Consider the following 20,683-nt stretch of genomic DNA (forward strand, 5'->3'; position numbering starts at 1 on the left):
TAAGATTTAATCCGACAGGATATCGTTAAAGCTTTTATCAAAGTCATCACCATACAAAAGCTTGTATTCCTTGCAAAAGCTTTCGTAGGTATTTTTAGATTGAGAATGCTTACCCAGGTGCGCCAAAGCCTTACACTTTATAACCATCGCCTCTTCATTGACAGAGTCGAAATAAAAGATATAATTGGCCAATTCAATCAGCAGCTCCGGGTCGTCTGCAATAACAATAGAATGGGCAAAATGCAAATAAGTATCAATAATCTCATTAGAAATCTCGGCTTTAAACGGATCCATCCATTCATAGCTGGTATTCGGCAAAAACGGACCACGTTTGATTATTTTTGCCAGCTCGGAAATCTTCTCTTTATTCAGTTTCTTCTTGTCTTTTATGATTTCAAAATACTGTTGATAATCCACATAGACACTTTCAAAATCACAAATAATTTTCCAGTATCCTGTCTCTTTAGAAACCGTGCAATGTTCTATCTTCTCTAAAATGCTCTTCAGCTTTGCGATGTTAACAGATCTGTTATTCCTGGCGCTTTCGTCTGATTTATCAAACCACAACAATTCTTTTAATTTTTCAGAACTGATACCGCGTTCCCACCTGATGGTGTACAATAGAATAACCAGGAAAAGCTCTTTAATCAAGGGAGTAAATTGCTTGGTGATCTCTTGTCCTTGTTTGTCAAACACCTGCATATCGCCAAAAAGAAAAATAGAAGACTTGCATTCTTCAACCATTTTTTTCTCAGAAACAGGCTTAAGAGGATCAGCAACAACATTAACAGCGCTAGTAGGAACAACCGCAATAGGATTAGTGTTCTGAATTATGGGTTTAATTGCGACAGCGGCACGTTTCTTTCTTCTGACATAAATAAACCATCCTATTCCAACCGCAGCAAGCAGCATTAAAATAACAATAAAAACATTTTTTGTCGATCCAGACAGCAGCTTTACATCGGCATTAATTGGAGGACTGTATAAAGAATAAATCTGAATATGTGTACGGTCGCCCTCGTCTCTGAACAAAGTAACAGCAATAAACCTTTTACTTTCAGCACAATAGAAAAGATCAGCGAATGAATTAATATCATGAAAAAGATAAGGTATCAGGCTGCCAACACGTTTATACTCCGGTTTTAACAATGATCCCTGTATCAGCTGTAAATGCGACTTGAATTTATGCTTAGGAAAGACTAAGGCATAATAAGTGTTCGATTTCTCATTAATGATTAAAGAATTTCCGAACACAAAATGCTCTCCTTCCACCTTCAGTTCATAGATTTTCTTTATCGTTTTCTTCTTAACATCAAAATAAAGCAAGTCATATAAATTTCTAGGGTTTAAGATCTGCTCACCACTAGAGCTGCCGAACCCTCCAAAAATATAGGCACCTGTTTTGGTATTACCTGATGCTGCTAAATATCTGGGCGTAAACCGATCACCGATAACCTTTACATCTTGCCAGGTACCGGAAGGCAAATGATATCTTTGGATTTGGTTCTTGTAGATAAAATGTCCATATCCCCCAATCAGATACAGAGATGAATCTGTTTCGGAGTAAAATTTATTGAATTGCCAGAAATCCGTAATTGGGGTATTAGGAATATAATTCTTACTCCACTTTTTACTAAGCGTATCAAATGTACTTACCAATTTTTGGTCGACATAAACGTTTAGTAAGCGCTTGTTTTTATCGTCATATAAAGATTGGTTACCCCGTAAAAGATTTTGATTTCCGGATGAATAGTTAATGGGGTCTAATTTCCCTGATTTTATATCATATTTATATAAAGAATCGATTCCAATTATATTTAAAACCTCTTTTTTTGCATCAAAAGCGACACTTGCGGCACCTTTAATTGATAGCGTTTGTAGCAATTGCCATTCATGGTGAAGCTTCTTTATCCATAAAGGATTAACTACCGAAGCATCTTTATTACCCATCTCCTCTCTCACCATTATCCCCTGATATTCGTTTAAAGGCCATGCATATTTTACATCTCCGCCTTCAGAAATCTTAACATTTTTGATTTTCATAGGCGGAACATCCGTAGTTTTAAATCCCAGGTATTCGTTGGCCCCAAATAGAATTTTAAAACAATCCCCCTTTTTAAGGGCTAAACTGGTTTGAGAGGAGAACTGCCCACAGGTTAAATGAAGCAATTGGTGCTCATAATCGAACTTAAATTTAATTGTGTTCCAAGAGCTGAATAAAACATCCCGAGGGATGTTAAACGCAATTTTGGAAAATTTATCTCCTATAATGAGCCTAAAGTGATTTTTTTGTTTAGAATTTTTGTCGTAGATCAGATCAATATTCTCGTTGTTATTATCAACAAAGCGAAGAATATAACCGAAGTAATCTGCTTTAGCCGGCATGAAGCTGAAATCAAAAGCAATTTCAAAGCTTGAATTAAAACAAAGTGTTTTTCCAGGACTTAAATCCAAACCTGTGCGCTGATCCTGAACAACTTCATGGCTATAGAAGCCCAGGCCGTATGATTGCGAAAAACCTTTATTACAGCAAAGCGTAAAAAAAACAGAGAGAATCGAGAATAGATATTTGGCTTTCATAATCGGGAATACGAATATAATAGATATATCAATAGATTAACAGATATATGTAAAAATTAAGTGACATCTATCCAAGCACTTCCTGAAAGCTCTTTTTAAACTCTTCGCCATAAATCACCTTATAATCTTTATTAAATGTTTCGAATTTAGTTTTAGCGAGTGAATGTTTGCCGAGGTAAACCAATGATTTACATTTAATAATCATCGCCTCTTCATTAACAGGATCGAAATAAGAAATGGTATTCGCAATACCGATTAAAAACTCAGGATCATCCATTGGATTAACCGTTGCGGCATAATGAAGGTAAATATCTATAATTTCATTGGAAATATCCGATTTATAACTATCCAGCCAATCAAACTCAAGATTAGATAGAAAACCACCCCGATTTACAATTTTTGTAAGTTTAGTTAAACTTTGTTTATCAATTTCCCCTTCGCCATTTACAATATTAAGGTACTGTTTGTAATCAACTTTAACGTTGTGCTCATTAAAATCTATCATCCAGTAACCGGTGTTCTTAGAGATCTGACACCCGTCCATTCTTTCCAGAATCAATTTAAGTTTGGCAATGCTTACCGACCTGTTATTTCTGGCACTCTCTACCGATTTATCAAGCCAAAGCACTTCAGTAAGCTTTTCAGTGCTGATGCCCCGACCTTTTATAGTATACAATAATACCACCAGGAAGAGTTCCCTTATTAAAGGAGAAAGGTTTTTTGTAATGTCCTCTCCTTCTTTGTCAAATAGCTGCAGGTTCCCAAACAGAAATATTGCATTCTTAATAGGCCCTATTACCGGCGACACCACCGGTTCTGAACCTCCCGTCACAGTATCTTCAACTTTAACTACCTGCAATGCTGATATCTCGCCCATTTTCTTATTCTTGACCTTACTTTTGCGCCATCTGTATACTACAAAACCGGCAATTGCTAAAAGCGTAAAGAGCAAAAGGAAAAAATACTTATTTGTAGCTACAGACGATTCTTTTGATAGGTCTGCACGATACTCTTCAGGTGGTCCATATAAGGTATAAACTTTAACTGAGGTTACGTTCGTCTTTTCATCATGCAACAACAAGACTGCTACGAACCTTTTACTGACGGGGCAGAAATACAAATCCGCATAGGAATGAATATCATGAAAAGCATACGGAATAGAACTCCCCATTAACGTGTAGTCAGCTGAAGTCAAAGAGCCGCGTATAAGTTGCAGCGATGAGTTGTATTTATAGTTCGGAAATGTTAGCGCATAATAAGATCCTGTTTTCTCGTTTATAACCATTGAATTTGCAAATGCAAACTCCTCGTTTTTAGGTTTTAATTCAAGAACCTTCTTAAACACATTGTGTTTAAAATCATAAAAATTAAGATCATATATATTCTTAGCATTTAAGATCTGCTGTCCTGTTGAGCTGCCATAACCACCAAGAATATAAACGCCATCTTTTACGCCCCCTAAAGCAGATAGATAACGGGGAGTAAAATCACCCTTGGGTTCAGATATACTCCATTTCTTATCAGTGAAACGATACTTGTGCACGCTTCGCCTATAAAAGTATTGTCCATAACCTCCTATCATATACAAAGAGCTGTCTGCAGCAGAATAAAACTTATTGGGGTGCCAGAAAATGGTAATCACATCTGGGTGAACGTATTTCCTATCCCAGGAATTGTCTGAAAAATTAAATGTAGAAACCAGTTTCTGGTCCATATAAAAATTCAACAATTTATTGGTAGACACATCATAAACAGATTGGTTACCGCTTAATAATTGTTGTTTTCCTGAGCTGTAACGTTTAAAGGACAATGTTTGCGAACCAATATCATAGGTACCCAAAGAATCCTCCGCAATCACATATAACAGTTCTTTATCTGAATTTAAGGCTACGCTGGCAGCTCCATTTACCTCAAAAGCCTTAACCAACTGCCAATCATGATGCATTTTCCTGATCCACATGGGGTTGGTTACATTCCCGTCGTTCCCCTTTATAATTTCGGACGCCTTTAGTCCAGTCATCTCATTTAAAGGCCAATGGTAACTGATCTTACCATTTTCAGCTATTTTTATATCCCTTATTTTCATCGGGGGTATATCTTTAACCTTAAAATCCATATAATTATTTGCTCCGATCAGCAGCTTATAACATTCGTTTTTTAAACTAATTTTCTGATGATAAGCTTTGCCATCAGCGAGTAGAACAAGCTCCTGAAGCTCAACATCAAAACGAAGTTTTAAATTGTACCAGTTCTTATAAAGTTTATTGATATCAATATCAAAAGAAACATCCGATACTTTGTCCCCAATAATTAATTTGAAGTGCTTATTTTCCTGAAAGCGCATATCATAGACCAGGTCTATGTTGCGATTTTTTTCATCAATCAGCCGAAAAATATATCCAAAGTAATCGGTATAACCTGGCATAAAGGAAAGATCGAAAGACAGTTCAAAATTATGATCAAAGCATATTGGTTTTTCTAAACTGAGGTCGAGACTCGTTCTTTTATCTTGCACTACCTCATGTCCAAAAAAACCAAGACCATAAGACTGTGCGCTTGCCGGAAATGAAGCAATAATTAAAAATAAAGAAAGGATCGCGTAAATTTTTATTCTCATCGTATTTCGGGGTAGAAACATAAATTTGGCTTCCCCAAGCCCTTATCTATGAGCTAATGTAAGATTTTCAATTCATCTTTTGCAATTAAAAAATCTATCAATCAGGATATTCCCTGACGGTAATCCAAAATTAATTATTTATTAAGGGCCAAAGAATAAGTTTATATTTCATAACAAACAAATGCCGCCAGGCAACAAACAAATAACCAAATATTTTATATATGAACTTAAAAAAAATAGCCGTTTTTATGTTATACGGCTTTTCAGTGCTTAACCTACAGGCGCAATCCAAACATAGTAAAGAAACATTGTACCCGTCCTACAAAGGTCTGGTAATGGCGGGCTACCAAGGCTGGTTCAGGGCTGAAGGTGACGGGACTGGAAGTAAAAGATTCGCTTACGGGAATGAAAATCTAAGTAATATAGATATGTGGCCTGATGTAAGTGAATATAAGGTAACTTATCCAACCCCTTTTAAATTAAAGAACGGACAAGCCGCGAAATTTTTTAGTTCCCATGACAAGAGTACTGTTGATCTTCATTTTAAATGGATGCAGGAATATGGTGTTGACGGCGTTTTCATGCAACGTTTCTTCAGTAATGTTAAAGATAAAGACCAGGCCTCAGTAACTATACTCAAAAATGCTTTTGAAGCCGCTTCAAAATATGATAGAGCAATCGCGCTGATGTACGATTTATCTGGCTTAAAAGCTTCGGGAGAAGACTGCTCGGCAATAATAGAAGACTGGAAACGCATGGTAGATGAGCTGAAGATCACCAATCAGGCCGGTAAAAAAACGTATTTACATCACAATGGTAAACCTGTAGTTACCATATGGGGAGTGGGATTTCCTGACAGACCTTACAATATTAGAAATATAGGGTTAGAGCGATTGATCGATTTTCTTAAAAATGACCCGGTATATGGTGGCTGTGCCGTTATGCTTGGAGTTCCCACCTCATGGAGAAACCTGAATGCAGATTGCATTAACGATCCATATCTACATGAACTTATAAAAAAAGGAGACCTGCTTTTGCCCTGGACTGTACAACGTTATAGCGGACTATTGCATAATGATATGGAAAGACTGCGTGACAATACCGTTGACGATATTAAATGGTGTAAAGAAAATAAGATTGATTATGTGCCCTGCATTTATCCCGGATTTAGCTGGCATAATTTAAGTAAACAAGAATTTCCTGATGATGTAAAACCTGTAGGATCAATTCCAAGACAAGGTGGACGTTTCTTCTGGCAACAAATTGTAACGACCCTTAACGCGGGGGCGACGATGCTTTATGTGGCCATGTTTGATGAAGTTAACGAAGGTACGGCGATATTTAAAGGAAGCGATACCCCTCCTCAAGGAAATTCTGTAGCATTCATCGATATGGATGGTAAACCTTCAGATCATTATTTATGGTTAACAGGCGAAGCAGCAAAAATTCTGCGTAATGAAAAACCACTTTCCTTCAAAATACCAGAACGTCATTAACATTAGCCAACCATTTTAACCATACAAATAGATAAAATCAAAAAAAATCAAAAAAAACGGGCTTAACAGCCATTTGGTAATATTTTATTAATTTTTTATTAGTCATCAACTCATTTAATTGCTAACAAATTATAAGTCGACCCTCTGATTACCCGATCATGATTGACCGCAATAACCAAATATTAAATTATGAACAATCATCAGTCTAATTCGCCATGACCATAAAAGGCAGCACAAACTCCATACCTATTCAGGTACAAAATCAACTAAAAACAAACCATATAAACTAAACAGTATGAAAAAAATTAAATACTTATTTACATTATTTTTTCTTTTTCCCCTCATTTTGCTTGCCCAGCAGCCTGTCAATATCAGCGGAAAAATAACTGATGTCAACAACATTGGCCTCCCAGGGGTAAGTATCAAGGTAAAAGGCACTACAGTAGGCACCTTTACTGACAGTAAGGGAAGTTTTTCCCTTAGCGTACCTAGTGCTGATGCTTACATCCAAATCTCTTATGTAGGCTATCTTTCGCAGGAACTACAGGTAAACGCCAAAAGAAATTTTGCGATCACACTTCAGGAAAACAACAATACACTTAATGAGCTTATTGTAGTAGGTTACGGTACACAAAAGAAAGCGACAGTAACAGGTTCCATCGCTACCCTAAACACGGAACAGATCACAGTAACGAAAAACGAGAACGTGGTCAATATGTTAACCGGAAAAATTCCTGGTGTACGTATATTACAAAAAACCAGTGAACCAGGTGGTTATGAAAACACATTTGACATCAGGGGCTTTGGTAGTCCGCTAATTGTTATTGATGGCATACCAAGAGGTAGTGGTGATTTTTCAAGGATGGATCCAAATGAGATAGATAACATCTCTGTATTGAAAGATGCTGCTGCTGCAATTTATGGTGTAAGAGCGGCAAACGGAGTAATTTTAATTACGACTAAAAAAGGCAAGAAAGATGGCAAATATGACATCAATTATTCTGTTAACCAAGGATGGCAACAATTTTTAGGAATGCCGGAAGGTGTTGGTGCCGTTGATTATATGTTGTTAACCAACGAAAAGAATAAAAGATCCTTTGCCAGTAATTTCCCTAATAACCAGGAATCCACCTTTTCTTATGGAGATATGCAACCCTGGCTGGAAGGCAAATACCCTTCGGCAGACTGGATAGGTGCGGCATTTAACACTACTTCGCCTCAAATTCAGCATAACATGAATGTAGATGGTGGTACAGAGAAAGCAAATTATTTCTTTAACCTGGGCTACATGAAACAGGATGGTCTTTTTAAAAGTGGTGATTTGGATTATAATCGCTACAATTTCCGCTCTAATGTAAACGTAAATATCACCAGGCGCATCAGGGCACAGATATTAACCTCTGGACATATAGATCAAAAAAATCAACCTTTCCAGGATCTATGGACCATTTTTAAATATGCTTGGAGCCAGGTTCCTACTAACCAGATCTATGCAAATAACAATCCATTGTACCCTAATAAAATGCCGGACGATGCCAATCCTGTTTCCATTACTGATGCTGACCAAGTAGGTTATAAAAAACGTACGCAAAAGAACTTTCAGGGACAGTTAACCTTAGAATACGACATACCAGGTATTGAAGGACTGAAGGCAAAAGGAATGTACAATTATGGATACAACGCTGATGACAATACAGACCATAAAAGGGCTTATAAACTATATACCTATAATGCTGAGCAGGATACCTACGCACCTACCGTGGTAGGCTCTCCTGCTTACATCAACCGCTCTTATGCAAACAGTGTTTCAATACTTACTCAGCTCTCGTTAAATTACACTAAAACTTTTAATCAGGTACACAACGTATCGGCTTTGGTATTACTTGAAGAAAGCCATTTCAAATCTGATAATTTTTATGCCCAACGAAATGTAACCATTCCTATAGATTATTTATTTGGTGGGGAAGACGACCAACAACTGGGATCAATGAATGTTAACGGATTACGTGAAGAAGCAACAAGGAGTTACATAGGAAGGTTAAATTATGACTATAAGGGCAAATACCTGGCGGAATTCAGTTTCCGTAGGGATGGTTCCAATAAGTTCAAACCGGGAGCAGATCAATGGGGATTCTTTCCAGCAGGCTCTATCGGATGGCGAATCAGCGAAGAAACTTTCTTTAAAAATTTAGTCCCTACAGATATCCTGAGCAATTTAAAGATCAGGGCATCTTACGGTAGAACCGGTGATGATAGTGCAACTGCTTTTCAATACATTTCGGGCTTCAACTATCCAACGCTTAACCCTAATGACAACAGTGTGTGGGGTTACTTCTTCGATGGTAAATTCTATAATGGCGCAGCGGCACGGGCGCTTACTAATCCAGATCTTACCTGGTTCACTGCTGAAACTAAAAATATTGGACTGGACTTTAACATGTTTAATGGAAAACTGGATGGATCAGTTGATGTATTCAGAAGAGATATGAAAGGTCTATTAGCCCTTAGAGATGTACAAATACCTGGTACTGTTGGCATTGAGTTACCTCAGGAAAACCTAAATTCCAACAGAACTGAAGGCGTGGAGATCATTGTAAACTACAGGAATAAAATAGGTCAGTTCGGTTATAACATTGGGGGTAACTTTTCTACCACACGTACCATGGACAGGGATGTTATTCAGGGGCTCGCTGGTAATGAATACAGCAACTGGAAATCATCAAGAACCAATCGCTACACGAGTATATGGTGGGGAAAAACCTATGCAGGACAATTCACTAATTACGACCAGATTTTTAGTCACCCTATAAATACTGGTGGAGGAAATAACAACACTATTCCCGGAGATTATTACTACCAGGACTGGAATGAAGATGGTGTGATTAACGAGAAAGACGACCAGCCTATTGCTACTAAAGATATCCCATTGGTTAATTATGGTATTAACCTGGGTTTAAGCTACAAAAATTTCGATCTGAATGCTTTGTTTGCCGGTGCTACCAGTTTCTATGTACAATATGATGAGCAGTATGCGGAACCATTAATGTATGGAAGAAGTGCTTTAACCAAGTTTCTTGACAGCTGGCATACCGTAAACCCAAATGATAATGTATTTGACCCTAATACCCAATGGGTTCCAGGAAACTATCCTGCAATGGGTTCGCCAATTGCAGAAGGAACCAAAGCGGTACAGGATGCCAGCTACCTAAGGTTAAAAACTTTAGAGTTAGGTTATTCTATTCCGGCACTTACGCTAGCCAAAGTGGGTATTAAAAAAATGAGGGTATATGCAAATGCTTATAACCTGTTAACTTTTACCAAACTTAAAGACAGCGATCCTGAACACCCTGGACAAATCCCTGATGCGAGTTTCGATCATGGTGCACGTGGTTATAAATACCCTTTAAACAGAACATTTAACCTTGGAGCCAGTATTTCCTTTTAAATTATTAAAGATGAAAAGATATAAATTAATAATAGCTGTATTAGCAGGGATATTGGTTTCCTGCCAGAAGTTAGATATAAAGCCAACAAATGTTGTAACCGAAGACGTGGTGTTTGGAGGAGAGGCTGGTATAGATGTATACATGGCTAATATTTACCGTAAGCTGCCGATTGAAGATTTTAGATACAGACCAGGAGGAGAAGGCAGAGGTGGCATGAACCTACACCACGAATGGCAGAATTTCTTTCATGCAGGCGCAACCGTTGGAGAAATGGTAGGCCCTTTTGGAGGAATGGATATTGGCGGTGGTTTTGGCTACTGGCCGTATGATGACATCAGAGCAGTAAATTATGTGATAGAAAACCTGCCTAAGTACCCAGCTAACTTTACAGGAGCTCGGGTTAACGAATTACTTGGCGAGGCTTATTTTTGCAGGGCTTTCTTTTATTTCTCTTTGGTTAAACGTTATGGTGGTGTACCTATCGTTTCTACAGTACAAAACTATCCGCAGCAAAGTGTAGAAGAATTACAGGTACACCGTAACAAAGAAGAAGAGGTGTGGACATTCATAGGCGAAGATCTAGATAAGGCTTACGAGATGATGGTTGCTTCTAGTCCGAGGGGAAGAGCAAATAAATATGTTGCACTGGCATTAAAATCAAGAGCGATGTTATATGCAGGATCAATTGCAAAATACGGATCTACAAATTTTGTAGACGGAGAAGCAAGATCTGCTGGCTTGGTGGGTATCCCTGCAGACAAAGCGAATTCTTTTTTCCAGAAAGCATGGGATGCTGCAAAATTATTTGAAGGAACAAAATACAAATTGTATAATAAAACTCCGGCAGACAAGGTAAAGAACTACGTTGATGTATTCCTTGATCCATCTAGTGAAGAGAACATCCTGGTAAGGGATTATTCTATGACCACAAAAACAGCGCATAGCTGGGATGCTACTTTCTCTCCGGGATACATGACAGTAGGTCCAGAATCAAGAGCCTACCCTACCCTTGAATTTGTAGAACGATGGGGAAAACTACCTGTACTTGATGGAACAGATCATCCTATCAAATTTAATAACCTTGCAGATTTAATGAATAACAGTAACCTGGAACCACGTTTACTAGCTACAGTTTATTTCCCGGGAGCTACATTGAGAGGAAAAACTTTCGATACACAAAGAGGACTATACGAAACTATGTTTACCGGAACAGTTACCCAGGAAGTTGCGAAAACTCTTGAATCAAGAGCTAGTATTACTACCTCTGACCCCAACACCTTACATAACGGTAGAAGAATTATAGGTGAAGCAGGCATGAAACGCCCTGGTGCTTCTGATAATGCTACCCGTACCGGATTTTTTGTAAGAAAATACATAGACTATAACAAAGCACAACCGGCTACAGGTCTATTCCAAAGTGAACAAGCCTGGATAGAATTCCGTTATGCTGAAGTACTGTTAAACAGGGCAGAAGCTGCTGCAGAATTGAATAACCCGGATGATGCACTTACTTGCTTGAACCTATTGAGAGAAAGAGCTGGTGGCCCTCAGTTGTCCTTAGCCGCTGTAAATGTAAATGAAGTTCGTAATGAAAGGTGTAAAGAACTCGCATTTGAAAATCATTATTACTGGGATTTAAAGAGATGGAGAATTTCGGATGTATTGTTAAATAATGCAAAATTCACAGGTCTAATGCCATATTATGTGATTAGTGAGAATAAATATATTTTCATGGCGGAGCGTGAGACCTTTGATCGCAATTACAATTTCGAAAAGAAATATTACTACGAGCCAATTCCTGGAGGTGAACTCGGTAAAAATCCAAATCTATATCCTAATAACCCTAATTATTAATAAGATAAAATATACAATTATGAAGAAGTTGATGAGCAGAATCTTGTTAGGAGTAGGTTTACTGGCAAGCGCTGCATGTACAAAAATAGATAATTACGATGGGCCTAACGCCTCTTTTGAAGGCCGGTTAATTGATGCCGTTACTGGCCAAAATTTCCAGACCGCTACAGGGAATATTCAGGTAAGGTTGTTCCAGGTGAGCTGGAGCGCTACACCGGCACCGCAGGAAATACCCAGTAAAATGGATGGTACGTTTAAAGATTCCAAACTATTTGCCGGAAAGTACAAGGTGATTCCGGTTGGAGGTGCATTCTGGCCGGTACTGGATACTGCAACAGTAAATATAGGCTCGGCTAGTAAGCATGACTTTGAGCTTACCCCCTACCTGGTGATCAAAAATTTCACTTACGTGATAGAGAACAAAACCCTGAAATTGAATTTTGATATAGACGCTCCTATTGGAGCAGGCTTGCCAACGATTATAGAAGCACAACCTTATGTAAACACCACCAAAATGGTTGGTCCGGGGGCTTCTATCTTTAACTATTCTGATGCACTAAAGCTAGTGATTAACAAAGACTGGTTAAACATGGATCCCGCCACTAAATCTATAGAATTCACTATTCCGGACCTCACTCCGGGAAGAACATTCTATGTAAGAGTTGGCGTGCGTTTAAACGACAGCTTTAAGAGCTCAAATTTATCGCAAATTGTAGAAGTAAAAGTTCCCTGATTTAACAATAAGGTAGATCATTAAAGAAATAACAATGAAAAAAATAAAATATCTGTTCCTTTTTCTAATGATAATTGGTTCAGTTATCGCCTGTTCCAAGAAGAGTGAAAAGCCAGTGGATCCACCACCTGTTGACCCGGTAGCAGACGAGAAAAAAACAGGCTATGATACCTCAGGATTATTGTACCCTTCTTATACAGGATTGGTAATGGCCGGTTACCAGGGATGGTTTGCTGCCCAGGGAGATGGATCTAACCGAGGTTGGTACCACTATCAGGGGCCCAACAACACATTCGCTCCAGGAATCACCAACGTTGATTTCTGGCCGGATATGGCTGAATACTCCAAAACCTATAAATCCCCTTTCAAATTTGCCAACGGATCTGATGCTTATCTGTATAGTCCGTACGACGAGGAAAGTGTAGATCTTCACTTTAAATGGATGAAAGATTACGGTATAGATGGTGTACACATGCAACGCTTTGTTGGAGAAATAAAATCTTCTAATGCATCTGGAAAAAGGCACTTTAATAAAGTGCTTACCAATGCTTTAAAGGCAGCAAAAAAATATGGCAGGGCCATTAGTGTAATGTATGATTTGAGTGGATGCTCCAGTGCCGATGTAGCCTACTTAGAGCAGGACTGGAATGAACTGGTCACTATTTTTAAGCTTTATGATAAAGTAGAGAACCCCACTTATTTGTGGCACAATAAAAAACCACTAATGACCATTTGGGGAGTTGGATTTAATGACAACAGAAATTACACCATTGCAAACGTAAATGCCTTGGTTGATAAGTTAAAATCGGGCGAAAAAAGGGTCTCGATTATGTTAGGTGTTCCTTATTACTGGAGATCTTTTGGATCAGATACAGAAAATACTCCTGCATTGCACCAACTGATAAAGAAAGCGGATATCATTATGCCTTGGGCAGTGGGCAGATACGGTATGGATAATTACAATCCAAACAACCTTAGACAGGATATGCAATGGTGTAACACCAATAACGTAGACTATGTTCCATTGGTGTTTCCTGGTTTTAGCTGGGGCAATATGCACAAGGATCCCACGCTTTATAACTCCATACCAAGAAGAAAGGGCGACTTTTTATGGACACAGGTAGCGGGTGCCGTACAATTCGGCGCAAAATCCCTGTATGTGGCTATGTTCGATGAAATTGATGAAGGAACTGCAATTTTTAAATGTGCAAGAGAATCTGAAACTCCATTAAATGGAGACCTGAGATTTATGGGCATCGAAAACGATTTGCCTTCTGATTATTACTTATGGTTAACAGGTCAGGCCGCCAAATGGGTTCATGGACAGCCAGGTTATAATTATCAGAAACCAGCAAGAACCCCATAAACAACCCATAAAATTTAGTAAAGATTTAATAGAGTTTAACAATAGACCAAATCAACAAACTTAAACCTAAAAGAAATGAAACTAGTAAAAATAATGATGGCATGCTTCATTTTTACACTGGCACTTACATTTGCCAGCTGTAAAAAAGAAGAATATAGTTCCAGAGACACTAGTGGTATAGTACCAGAGCCGGTAATACCAGAACCGGTAGATCCGACTTTAGTCCTTTTGGATAATGCTGATAAGCTTGACGAATGGGAGGTTTCAGGAGGAACAGGTGTAATAGAAACCGTAACTAAAAAAGAAGGTGAAGGCGCTGTTGGAGGAAAATTTAAGGTAGGCGACGATTATCTACACTTTATAAAAAGATTAAGTACTCCCGTAAATAGTAAGCTTACAGCAGACAAAGCACAGCTATCCTTCTGGTTATATGTGGAGAAACCACTCTCCATTAAGGAAGGGCAAATTGAAATCACCAGTTCAGGACAATCTGACCAACAGGAATTTCATTGGGATGTACCAGGACTAGGGCTTAAACCAGGATGGAATGAGGTAAAACTAAAAATTAGTAATGCCACTGCAGATGGCGGTGGAGCCGATTTGAGTACGATCAAGTGGTTCCGGATGTACATCATCACAACTGCCAAAGCAACTGAAGAAAACAAGGTTATTATTGACTATGTTAGATTATCCGAAGCTCCACCTGAAGGCCCATCTTTATATCTTGACAATTGCGATAACCTAACCGGATGGGAAGTTTCCGGAGGGACAGGAGTTATAGATGTCACAAAGAAAAAAGAAGGAACGGGTTCAATCTTTGGTAAAACACATCCTGATGCTGGATATCTACACTTTAAAAAGAAATTCAACACACCAGTGGATACTAAATTAACAAAGCTAACGGGGCAGTTATCTTTCTGGTTGTATATCAGTAAAGCAGCCACGCTTAATGGCCAAATAGAAATTTCCAGTTCAGGAGATGCAGATCAACAAGAATACAATTGGGACCCTGTATCTATTAAAAACTTAAAACCTGGAGCATGGAATGAAGTAAAATTAAATATCAGGGATGCTGCAATAACTAATGGGCCTGTAAACCTTGCTGCGATTAATTATTTCCGCATGTTTTTACAAACAGGAGAAGATGGGATTGATATTGGTATAGATGGTATTAAATTTAACGGAATTCCTCTTCCTGATGCTGTTTTTCTCGATAACGCAGACTTAAAAGATGGTTGGCAGACTGTTGGAGAACCTGTGATTGAGGCCACTAATCCTAAACCTAAGGAAGGTGCCGGATTCTTAAAAAATACGATCAAAAAAGGTGATGACTTTATGCAGTTCATCAAGGATACAACTGTACCAGTAAATTCAGGTGTTACTGAAGCTAACGGGCAATTCAAATTCTGGTGGTACATTTCTGATGTATCGGCACTTAAAGCAGATGGCTCAATTGAGATCACAAGCTCAGGCAAATCTGATGAAAAAGAATCCGCCTGGGACATTACGCCATTACTGCCATCGTTAAAGAATGGATGGAATGAGATTACACTCGATTTGGATAAATCTAATAAGTCAGGAGATGGCGGAGCAGATTATAAAGCCATAAACCACTTCCGTATCTTCTTCTTCACAAAAGATAAAACCCATGAAGATGTCCTTACCGGAATAGATGACCTTAAATTTGTGATGAAACCTTAGTACCATTTTTTTTAAACCATTAAAGGCAGAGAACGATGTTTCTCTGCCTTTTTAATACCACAAATGATATGCTTAAATTGTTAAAAACATATTTACCAGCCATTATATTAGCAACAATATTCATCTTATTTACAACGGTTTGCAACGCTCAGAAAAAGATTTCAAACGCAAAGCTTAGAAATCCCTTCATTACGCAGATGTATACGGCCGACCCTTCCGCACACGTTTGGGCAGATGGTAGGCTATACATTTATGCTTCGCATGACATTGCTCCGCCTCAGGGATGTGATCTAATGGACAGATACCATGTTTTTTCGACTGATGATATGGAGAACTGGAAAGATCATGGAGAAATTTTAAATTCAAGTCAGGTACCATGGGGAAGAAAGGAAGGTGGTTTTATGTGGGCACCTGATTGTGCTTATAAAAACGGCACTTACTATTTCTACTTTCCTCATCCCTCAGGAACAGAATGGAACGCCACCTGGAAAATCGGTGTAGCTACCAGTAAAAATCCGGCCAGTGGGTTTGAGGTTAAAGGATACATTGACGGTCTTAAACCAATGATTGATCCTTGTGTATTTGTGGATGACGATGGGCAGGCGTATTTCTATTATGGCGGCGGCGGTACCTGCGAAGCAGGAAAACTAAAAGACAACATGATGGAAATAGATGGAGAGATGATAAAGATGGAAGGCTTAACGGATTTCCATGAAGCCTCATGGATACATAAAAAAGATGGCATCTATTACCTATCCTACTCTGATAACCATGATGACAATATGAAGGATGGGGTTAGCGGAGACAACAGGATGCGTTATGCGACCAGCAAAAGTCCTTTAGGCCCATGGAAAAGTGAGGGAATCTATATGGATCCAACAGACAGCTATACCAATCATGGCTCTATTGTAAAATACAAAGGCCAGTGGTATTCATTTTATCATAACAGCTCACTTTCCAATCACGATTGGTTAAGGTCAATCTGTGTAGATAAGCTTTATTACAATGCCGATGGCACGATAAAAAAAGTAGTTCCAACAACCGGAATTACAAAATAAATACTTGCAAGTATCATGAATAATCTAAACACCTGAATAATGAACACGCAAAAACTTAACATACTAGCCTTCATTGCCATATTTACGGTAATGAGCAGCTGTTCTAAAAGTAAAAGTAATTCGCCGGAAACGCCGGATAAACCGGGAGAGGAAATAGACATCACGCCTTCGCCTCCTGGCGATGTAGTGGGTAAGGTAACTGTTGGTTACCAGGGCTGGTTTGCGGCAAACGGGGATGGTTCTCCGATCAATGCCTGGTGGCATTGGACACAGGACTGGGCTAAATCACCTGGAACAAACAACTCAGGAATAAAGTCATGGCCTGATGTCCGTGAATATACCAGTACTTATGCCACATCTTTCGCAAACCTTGGCAATGGTCAGCCTGCAAAACTATTTTCATCCTATAATGACCAGACCGTAAATACACAGTTTTTATGGATGAAACAGAATGGACTTGATGTTGCTGCTCTTCAGCGTTTTAATCCAAACGGAATTGAAGGACCTATTCGCGATGCCATAACTGTAAAAGTAAAAACAGCAGCAGAGCTACACGGAAGAAAGTTTTACATCATGTACGACATCAGTGGCTGGATGAACATGCAATCGGAAATAAAAACAGACTGGACCAATAAAATGTCTGCCTATACTTCCTCTTCAGCCTACGCAAAACAAAACGGCAAACCTGTTATCTGTATCTGGGGATTTGGTTTTAGTGATAACAACCACCCTTTTACTGCCGCCGCTTGTCTGGATGTGATCAACTGGTTTAAAAGTAAAGGATGTTATGTAATCGGTGGGGTGCCTACAAACTGGCGGACACAAAACAGCGATTCCAGGCCTGCCTTTCTCAATACCTATAAAACCTTGGATATGATATCCCCCTGGATGATCGGAAGAATCGGCACCATCAATGAAATTGACAATAAGTTCAGGACTATTAATATGCCAGATATGGCTTATTGCAAGGCCAATGGGATCGATTATCAACCTTGTGTATTGCCGGGTGATTTACAGGAGCACCAACGTCTGCACGGCGACTTTATGTGGAGGCAGTTTTACAACATGAAAAGTATAAGCGTGAATGGCCTTTATATCTCTATGTTTGACGAATATAATGAAGGAAACCAGATTGCTAAGACTGCGGAAACCTCAGCTTACATTCCTGCAGGCTCCAATTTTGTAACGCTAGATGAAGATGGCACTCCTTGCTCTTCTGATTACTATTTAAGACTTTCAGGTGATGGGGCGAAAATGTTCAGGGGCGAGATTTCACTGACAGCAACCCGTCCGACAAAACCAACACTGTAAGGGTTACAGAACAGTTTTTCAATTAACCGCAGGCTGTCCAAAAAGGTAATGTGACGTTGAGCATACCTTTATGGACAGTCTTTTTTTGTTTTTATTGCCAAGATGCGGCTCCTAATAGCGCAGCCTTCTCTCCTAGCGCCGATCTTTTTACAGGAAAACTATAGCCCATTATTTCGGCAAGGTGTTTTCGTGTATCTTGTACAAAATAGGGCTCAGCATTGACTATATTCCCACCCAGCACTACAGCTAAAGGCATATCTTTTCGAATAAATTTATGGATAAAATTAGCTAGATTGAGGCTAAATTCTGCAAAAATAGTTTCAAAATGAGCTGTGCCAACATGATTATCAACCAGGTCTTTTACGTCTTTTATAGCCGTTCCATTGAGCTCAGCAAATCGTTTAACGAACCACCTTGTAGAAATATAATCTTCTGCGATTCCTTTTAAAAATGGCATGTTCCATAATCCGGAGTCCTTTACCTTTCCATCTAGCATATAAGATGTCCCCAAGCCAGTTCCCAATGTCAAACCAATAGCATGGTCATAACCTTTCAAACTTCCACTAAATACCTCTCCTTTTAGAAAACATGCCGCATCATTCATAAAATGAATAGCTGAAGGCGATATACCCAGTCGACTGGCCAACAACTGCTTAAGATTCAAACCGTACAATGTTTTATATTTATCCTGATCTTTAATCTTACAAATGCCGTTTTTATAATTCATAGGTCCCGGCATCGCGATATTAATCTTCAACGATTTAAGATCATATCCATTGCTTGCTTGGTTAAGTGTCTCTGCCCAGGCGTTAATGATCTCTTCGGCACTTCCATCCGACTGAATTCTACTCCTTGACCAGGTATCCTCGATTTCCACCTTTTGTTCCAGATCTATCAATGCCGCTGTAATGTGAGATCCGCCTATGTCTACTCCTAATGCTATTTTTTTCATCTAGTTTCTATTTGGTTGTTATCATTCTCCAAACTTATAATCCGAGCCTTAATAAATGTTTAATAAATGATTAACAGGGGCCGAATTTCAATAAAAAAACCTATGGCTCTGTTGTAAAAATGTAAACAGGGTTTCACACAAAAAAAACCTAAATTTAATAGTCCTAGGATTATTTAAAGAATATGGTATGGTAACTATTAAGGAATTTAGGGAAAGTTTGAGAGGCGGTTTAATAGAACCTCAAGATAAGGAATATGATGAGGCCCGCAAGGTGTATAATGCAATGATCAGCAAGCATCCACAGATGATTGCCCGTTGTATGGATGTGGCGGATGTGATACAATCAGTGAATTTTGCCAGAGAAAATAATATACTGCTTTCCATTCGCAGTGGCGGACACAATGCCGGCGGTTTAGGTATTTGTGAAAATGGATTGGTGATTGATCTTTCTTTGATGAAATATACTCGTATTGATCTACAGGAAAAAACTGTCGTGGTAGGTGGAGGATGCACTTGGGGAGATGTCGACCATGCCACGCATGCATTTGGAATGGCAACACCTAGCGGGATTATTTCTACAACGGGTGTAGGCGGTTTAACTACCGGAGGAGGCATTGGTTATCTTACCCGTAAATATGGTCTGAGTATTGATAATCTGCGCTCAGTAGATATGGTATTGGCTGATGGAAGTTTTGTTGTCGCAAATAAAAATCAAAATCAAGACTTATTTTGGGCGGTGAGAGGTGGTGGTGGAAATTTTGGCGTAGTGACTTCTTTTACATTTAAATTGAACCCTGTATCGATGGTATATGGTGGGCCTATATTATACGAATTAACCGAAGCAGAAGCGGTGATGAAATGGTATCGTGAACTGATAAAAGATGCTCCAGATGACTTGAACGGTTTTTTTGCATTCCTCACCGTTCCTCCTGTAGCTCCTTTTCCAGAACATCTTCATCTTAAAAAAATGTGCGGTATTGTATGGGCTTATACCGGGCCTATGGAAAACGCAGAAGAAACCTTTAAACCCATTAGGGCTTTCAAGACTCCTGCACTTGACTTTGTTGGTCCCATACCTCAACCTGCTTTGCAAAGTATGTTTGATGGTTTATATCCTACGGGATTGCAATGGTATTGGCGTGCTGATTTTGTGAAAGAATTAAGTGATGAAGCAATTACCGCACATATCAAGTTTGGCAATGAGCTGCCCACCATGCATTCGACCATGCACTTGTATCCTATTAATGGTGCGGCATCACGGGTTAGCAATACAGATACCCCTTGGGCTTACCGCGATGCTACATGGGCAATGGTAATTGTAGGTGTTGACCCAGACCCGGCAAACAAAGAAAAAATTACGACATGGACTAAACAGTACTGGGAAGCAGTTCATCCTTATTCAGCAGGTGGTGCTTATGTGAATTTTATGATGGACGAAGGAGAAGAGCGCGTGAAAGCTACTTACCGTGAAAATTATGAAAGGTTAGTAAAGATTAAGAACAAGTACGATCTTAATAATTTGTTTAGGGTGAATCAAAATATAAAACCACACGCTGAAATGTAATTGAA

Annotated in this window: 12 protein-coding genes; 9 read left to right on the plus strand and 3 right to left on the minus strand. The window is 38.9% G+C overall.

Annotated features, from left to right (window positions below; translation table 11 throughout):
- Window positions 1-6 precede the first annotated feature (6 nt).
- Both EZ444_RS02630 and EZ444_RS02635 read right to left on the minus strand, forming a co-directional pair.
- Window positions 7-2,580, minus strand: coding sequence for a galactose oxidase (locus tag EZ444_RS02630; RefSeq protein ID WP_131606942.1), 2,574 nt, complete (start codon window positions 2,578-2,580; stop codon window positions 7-9).
- A 67-nt stretch (window positions 2,581-2,647) separates the two neighbouring features.
- Window positions 2,648-5,197 carry a galactose oxidase gene (locus tag EZ444_RS02635; protein WP_131606944.1) on the minus strand — a complete coding sequence of 850 codons (2,550 nt, stop codon included), beginning with the start codon at window positions 5,195-5,197 and terminating at the stop codon, window positions 2,648-2,650.
- A 221-nt stretch (window positions 5,198-5,418) separates the two neighbouring features.
- Here EZ444_RS02635 and EZ444_RS02640 point away from each other — a divergent pair, with 221 nt between their 5' ends.
- From EZ444_RS02640 to EZ444_RS02675, 8 genes are all read left to right on the plus strand, one after another.
- Complete coding sequence (locus EZ444_RS02640; protein ID WP_131606946.1) at window positions 5,419-6,693, plus strand: glycoside hydrolase family 71/99-like protein; 1,275 nt, start codon at window positions 5,419-5,421, stop codon at window positions 6,691-6,693.
- Window positions 6,694-6,988: 295 nt separating this feature from the next.
- Window positions 6,989-10,138 (plus strand): SusC/RagA family TonB-linked outer membrane protein, encoded by a 3,150-nt coding sequence (locus EZ444_RS02645; protein ID WP_131606948.1) that lies wholly within the window; start codon window positions 6,989-6,991, stop codon window positions 10,136-10,138.
- A gap of 10 nt (window positions 10,139-10,148) precedes the next feature.
- A complete protein-coding gene (locus tag EZ444_RS02650; protein ID WP_131606950.1) occupies window positions 10,149-11,993 on the plus strand; it encodes a RagB/SusD family nutrient uptake outer membrane protein in 1,845 nt (614 codons plus the stop codon).
- 19 nt (window positions 11,994-12,012) lie between these two features.
- The gene (locus tag EZ444_RS02655; RefSeq protein WP_131606952.1) at window positions 12,013-12,726 is read left to right on the plus strand and encodes a DUF3823 domain-containing protein; all 714 of its coding nucleotides are present in this window, start codon (window positions 12,013-12,015) and stop codon (window positions 12,724-12,726) included.
- A 34-nt stretch (window positions 12,727-12,760) separates the two neighbouring features.
- The gene (locus tag EZ444_RS02660) at window positions 12,761-14,092 is read left to right on the plus strand and encodes a glycoside hydrolase family 71/99-like protein (protein ID WP_131606954.1); all 1,332 of its coding nucleotides are present in this window, start codon (window positions 12,761-12,763) and stop codon (window positions 14,090-14,092) included.
- A 75-nt stretch (window positions 14,093-14,167) separates the two neighbouring features.
- Window positions 14,168-15,793: a hypothetical protein gene (locus tag EZ444_RS02665; protein WP_131606956.1), complete on the plus strand. Its 1,626-nt coding sequence runs from the start codon at window positions 14,168-14,170 to the stop codon at window positions 15,791-15,793.
- 68 nt (window positions 15,794-15,861) lie between these two features.
- A complete protein-coding gene (locus EZ444_RS02670) occupies window positions 15,862-16,851 on the plus strand; it encodes a family 43 glycosylhydrolase (protein ID WP_131606958.1) in 990 nt (329 codons plus the stop codon).
- 39 nt (window positions 16,852-16,890) lie between these two features.
- Entirely contained in the window at window positions 16,891-18,162 is a 1,272-nt protein-coding gene (locus tag EZ444_RS02675; protein WP_205945192.1) for a glycoside hydrolase family 71/99-like protein, read from the plus strand.
- A 91-nt stretch (window positions 18,163-18,253) separates the two neighbouring features.
- Here EZ444_RS02675 and EZ444_RS02680 read toward each other — a convergent pair whose 3' ends face one another.
- Window positions 18,254-19,114, minus strand: a complete 861-nt coding sequence (locus EZ444_RS02680) for an ROK family protein (RefSeq protein ID WP_131606960.1) — start codon at window positions 19,112-19,114, stop codon at window positions 18,254-18,256.
- A gap of 187 nt (window positions 19,115-19,301) precedes the next feature.
- Between EZ444_RS02680 and EZ444_RS02685 the strand changes: the two genes are divergently transcribed.
- A complete protein-coding gene (locus EZ444_RS02685; RefSeq protein WP_131606962.1) occupies window positions 19,302-20,678 on the plus strand; it encodes an FAD-binding oxidoreductase in 1,377 nt (458 codons plus the stop codon).
- The last annotated feature ends 5 nt before the right edge of the window (window positions 20,679-20,683 follow it).

It is taken from the genome of Pedobacter hiemivivus, from assembly GCF_004331685.1.
Lineage (GTDB): Bacteria > Bacteroidota > Bacteroidia > Sphingobacteriales > Sphingobacteriaceae > Pedobacter > Pedobacter hiemivivus.

Excerpts from the sequence above, each read along its gene's own strand:
- EZ444_RS02660 (WP_131606954.1), top strand. The coding sequence starts at position 12,761 with ATGAAAAAAATAAAATATCTGTTCCTTTTTCTAATGATAATTGGTTCA.
- EZ444_RS02645 (WP_131606948.1), top strand. The coding sequence starts at position 6,989 with ATGAAAAAAATTAAATACTTATTTACATTATTTTTTCTTTTTCCCCTC.
- EZ444_RS02665 (WP_131606956.1), top strand. The coding sequence starts at position 14,168 with ATGAAACTAGTAAAAATAATGATGGCATGCTTCATTTTTACACTGGCA.
- EZ444_RS02680 (WP_131606960.1), bottom strand. The coding sequence starts at position 19,114 with ATGAAAAAAATAGCATTAGGAGTAGACATAGGCGGATCTCACATTACA.
- EZ444_RS02675 (WP_205945192.1), top strand. The coding sequence starts at position 16,891 with ATGAACACGCAAAAACTTAACATACTAGCCTTCATTGCCATATTTACG.
- EZ444_RS02655 (WP_131606952.1), top strand. The coding sequence starts at position 12,013 with ATGAAGAAGTTGATGAGCAGAATCTTGTTAGGAGTAGGTTTACTGGCA.
- EZ444_RS02640 (WP_131606946.1), top strand. The coding sequence starts at position 5,419 with ATGAACTTAAAAAAAATAGCCGTTTTTATGTTATACGGCTTTTCAGTG.
- EZ444_RS02685 (WP_131606962.1), top strand. The coding sequence starts at position 19,302 with ATGGTAACTATTAAGGAATTTAGGGAAAGTTTGAGAGGCGGTTTAATA.
- EZ444_RS02635 (WP_131606944.1), bottom strand. The coding sequence starts at position 5,197 with ATGAGAATAAAAATTTACGCGATCCTTTCTTTATTTTTAATTATTGCT.
- EZ444_RS02650 (WP_131606950.1), top strand. The coding sequence starts at position 10,149 with ATGAAAAGATATAAATTAATAATAGCTGTATTAGCAGGGATATTGGTT.
- EZ444_RS02630 (WP_131606942.1), bottom strand. The coding sequence starts at position 2,580 with ATGAAAGCCAAATATCTATTCTCGATTCTCTCTGTTTTTTTTACGCTT.
- EZ444_RS02670 (WP_131606958.1), top strand. The coding sequence starts at position 15,862 with ATGCTTAAATTGTTAAAAACATATTTACCAGCCATTATATTAGCAACA.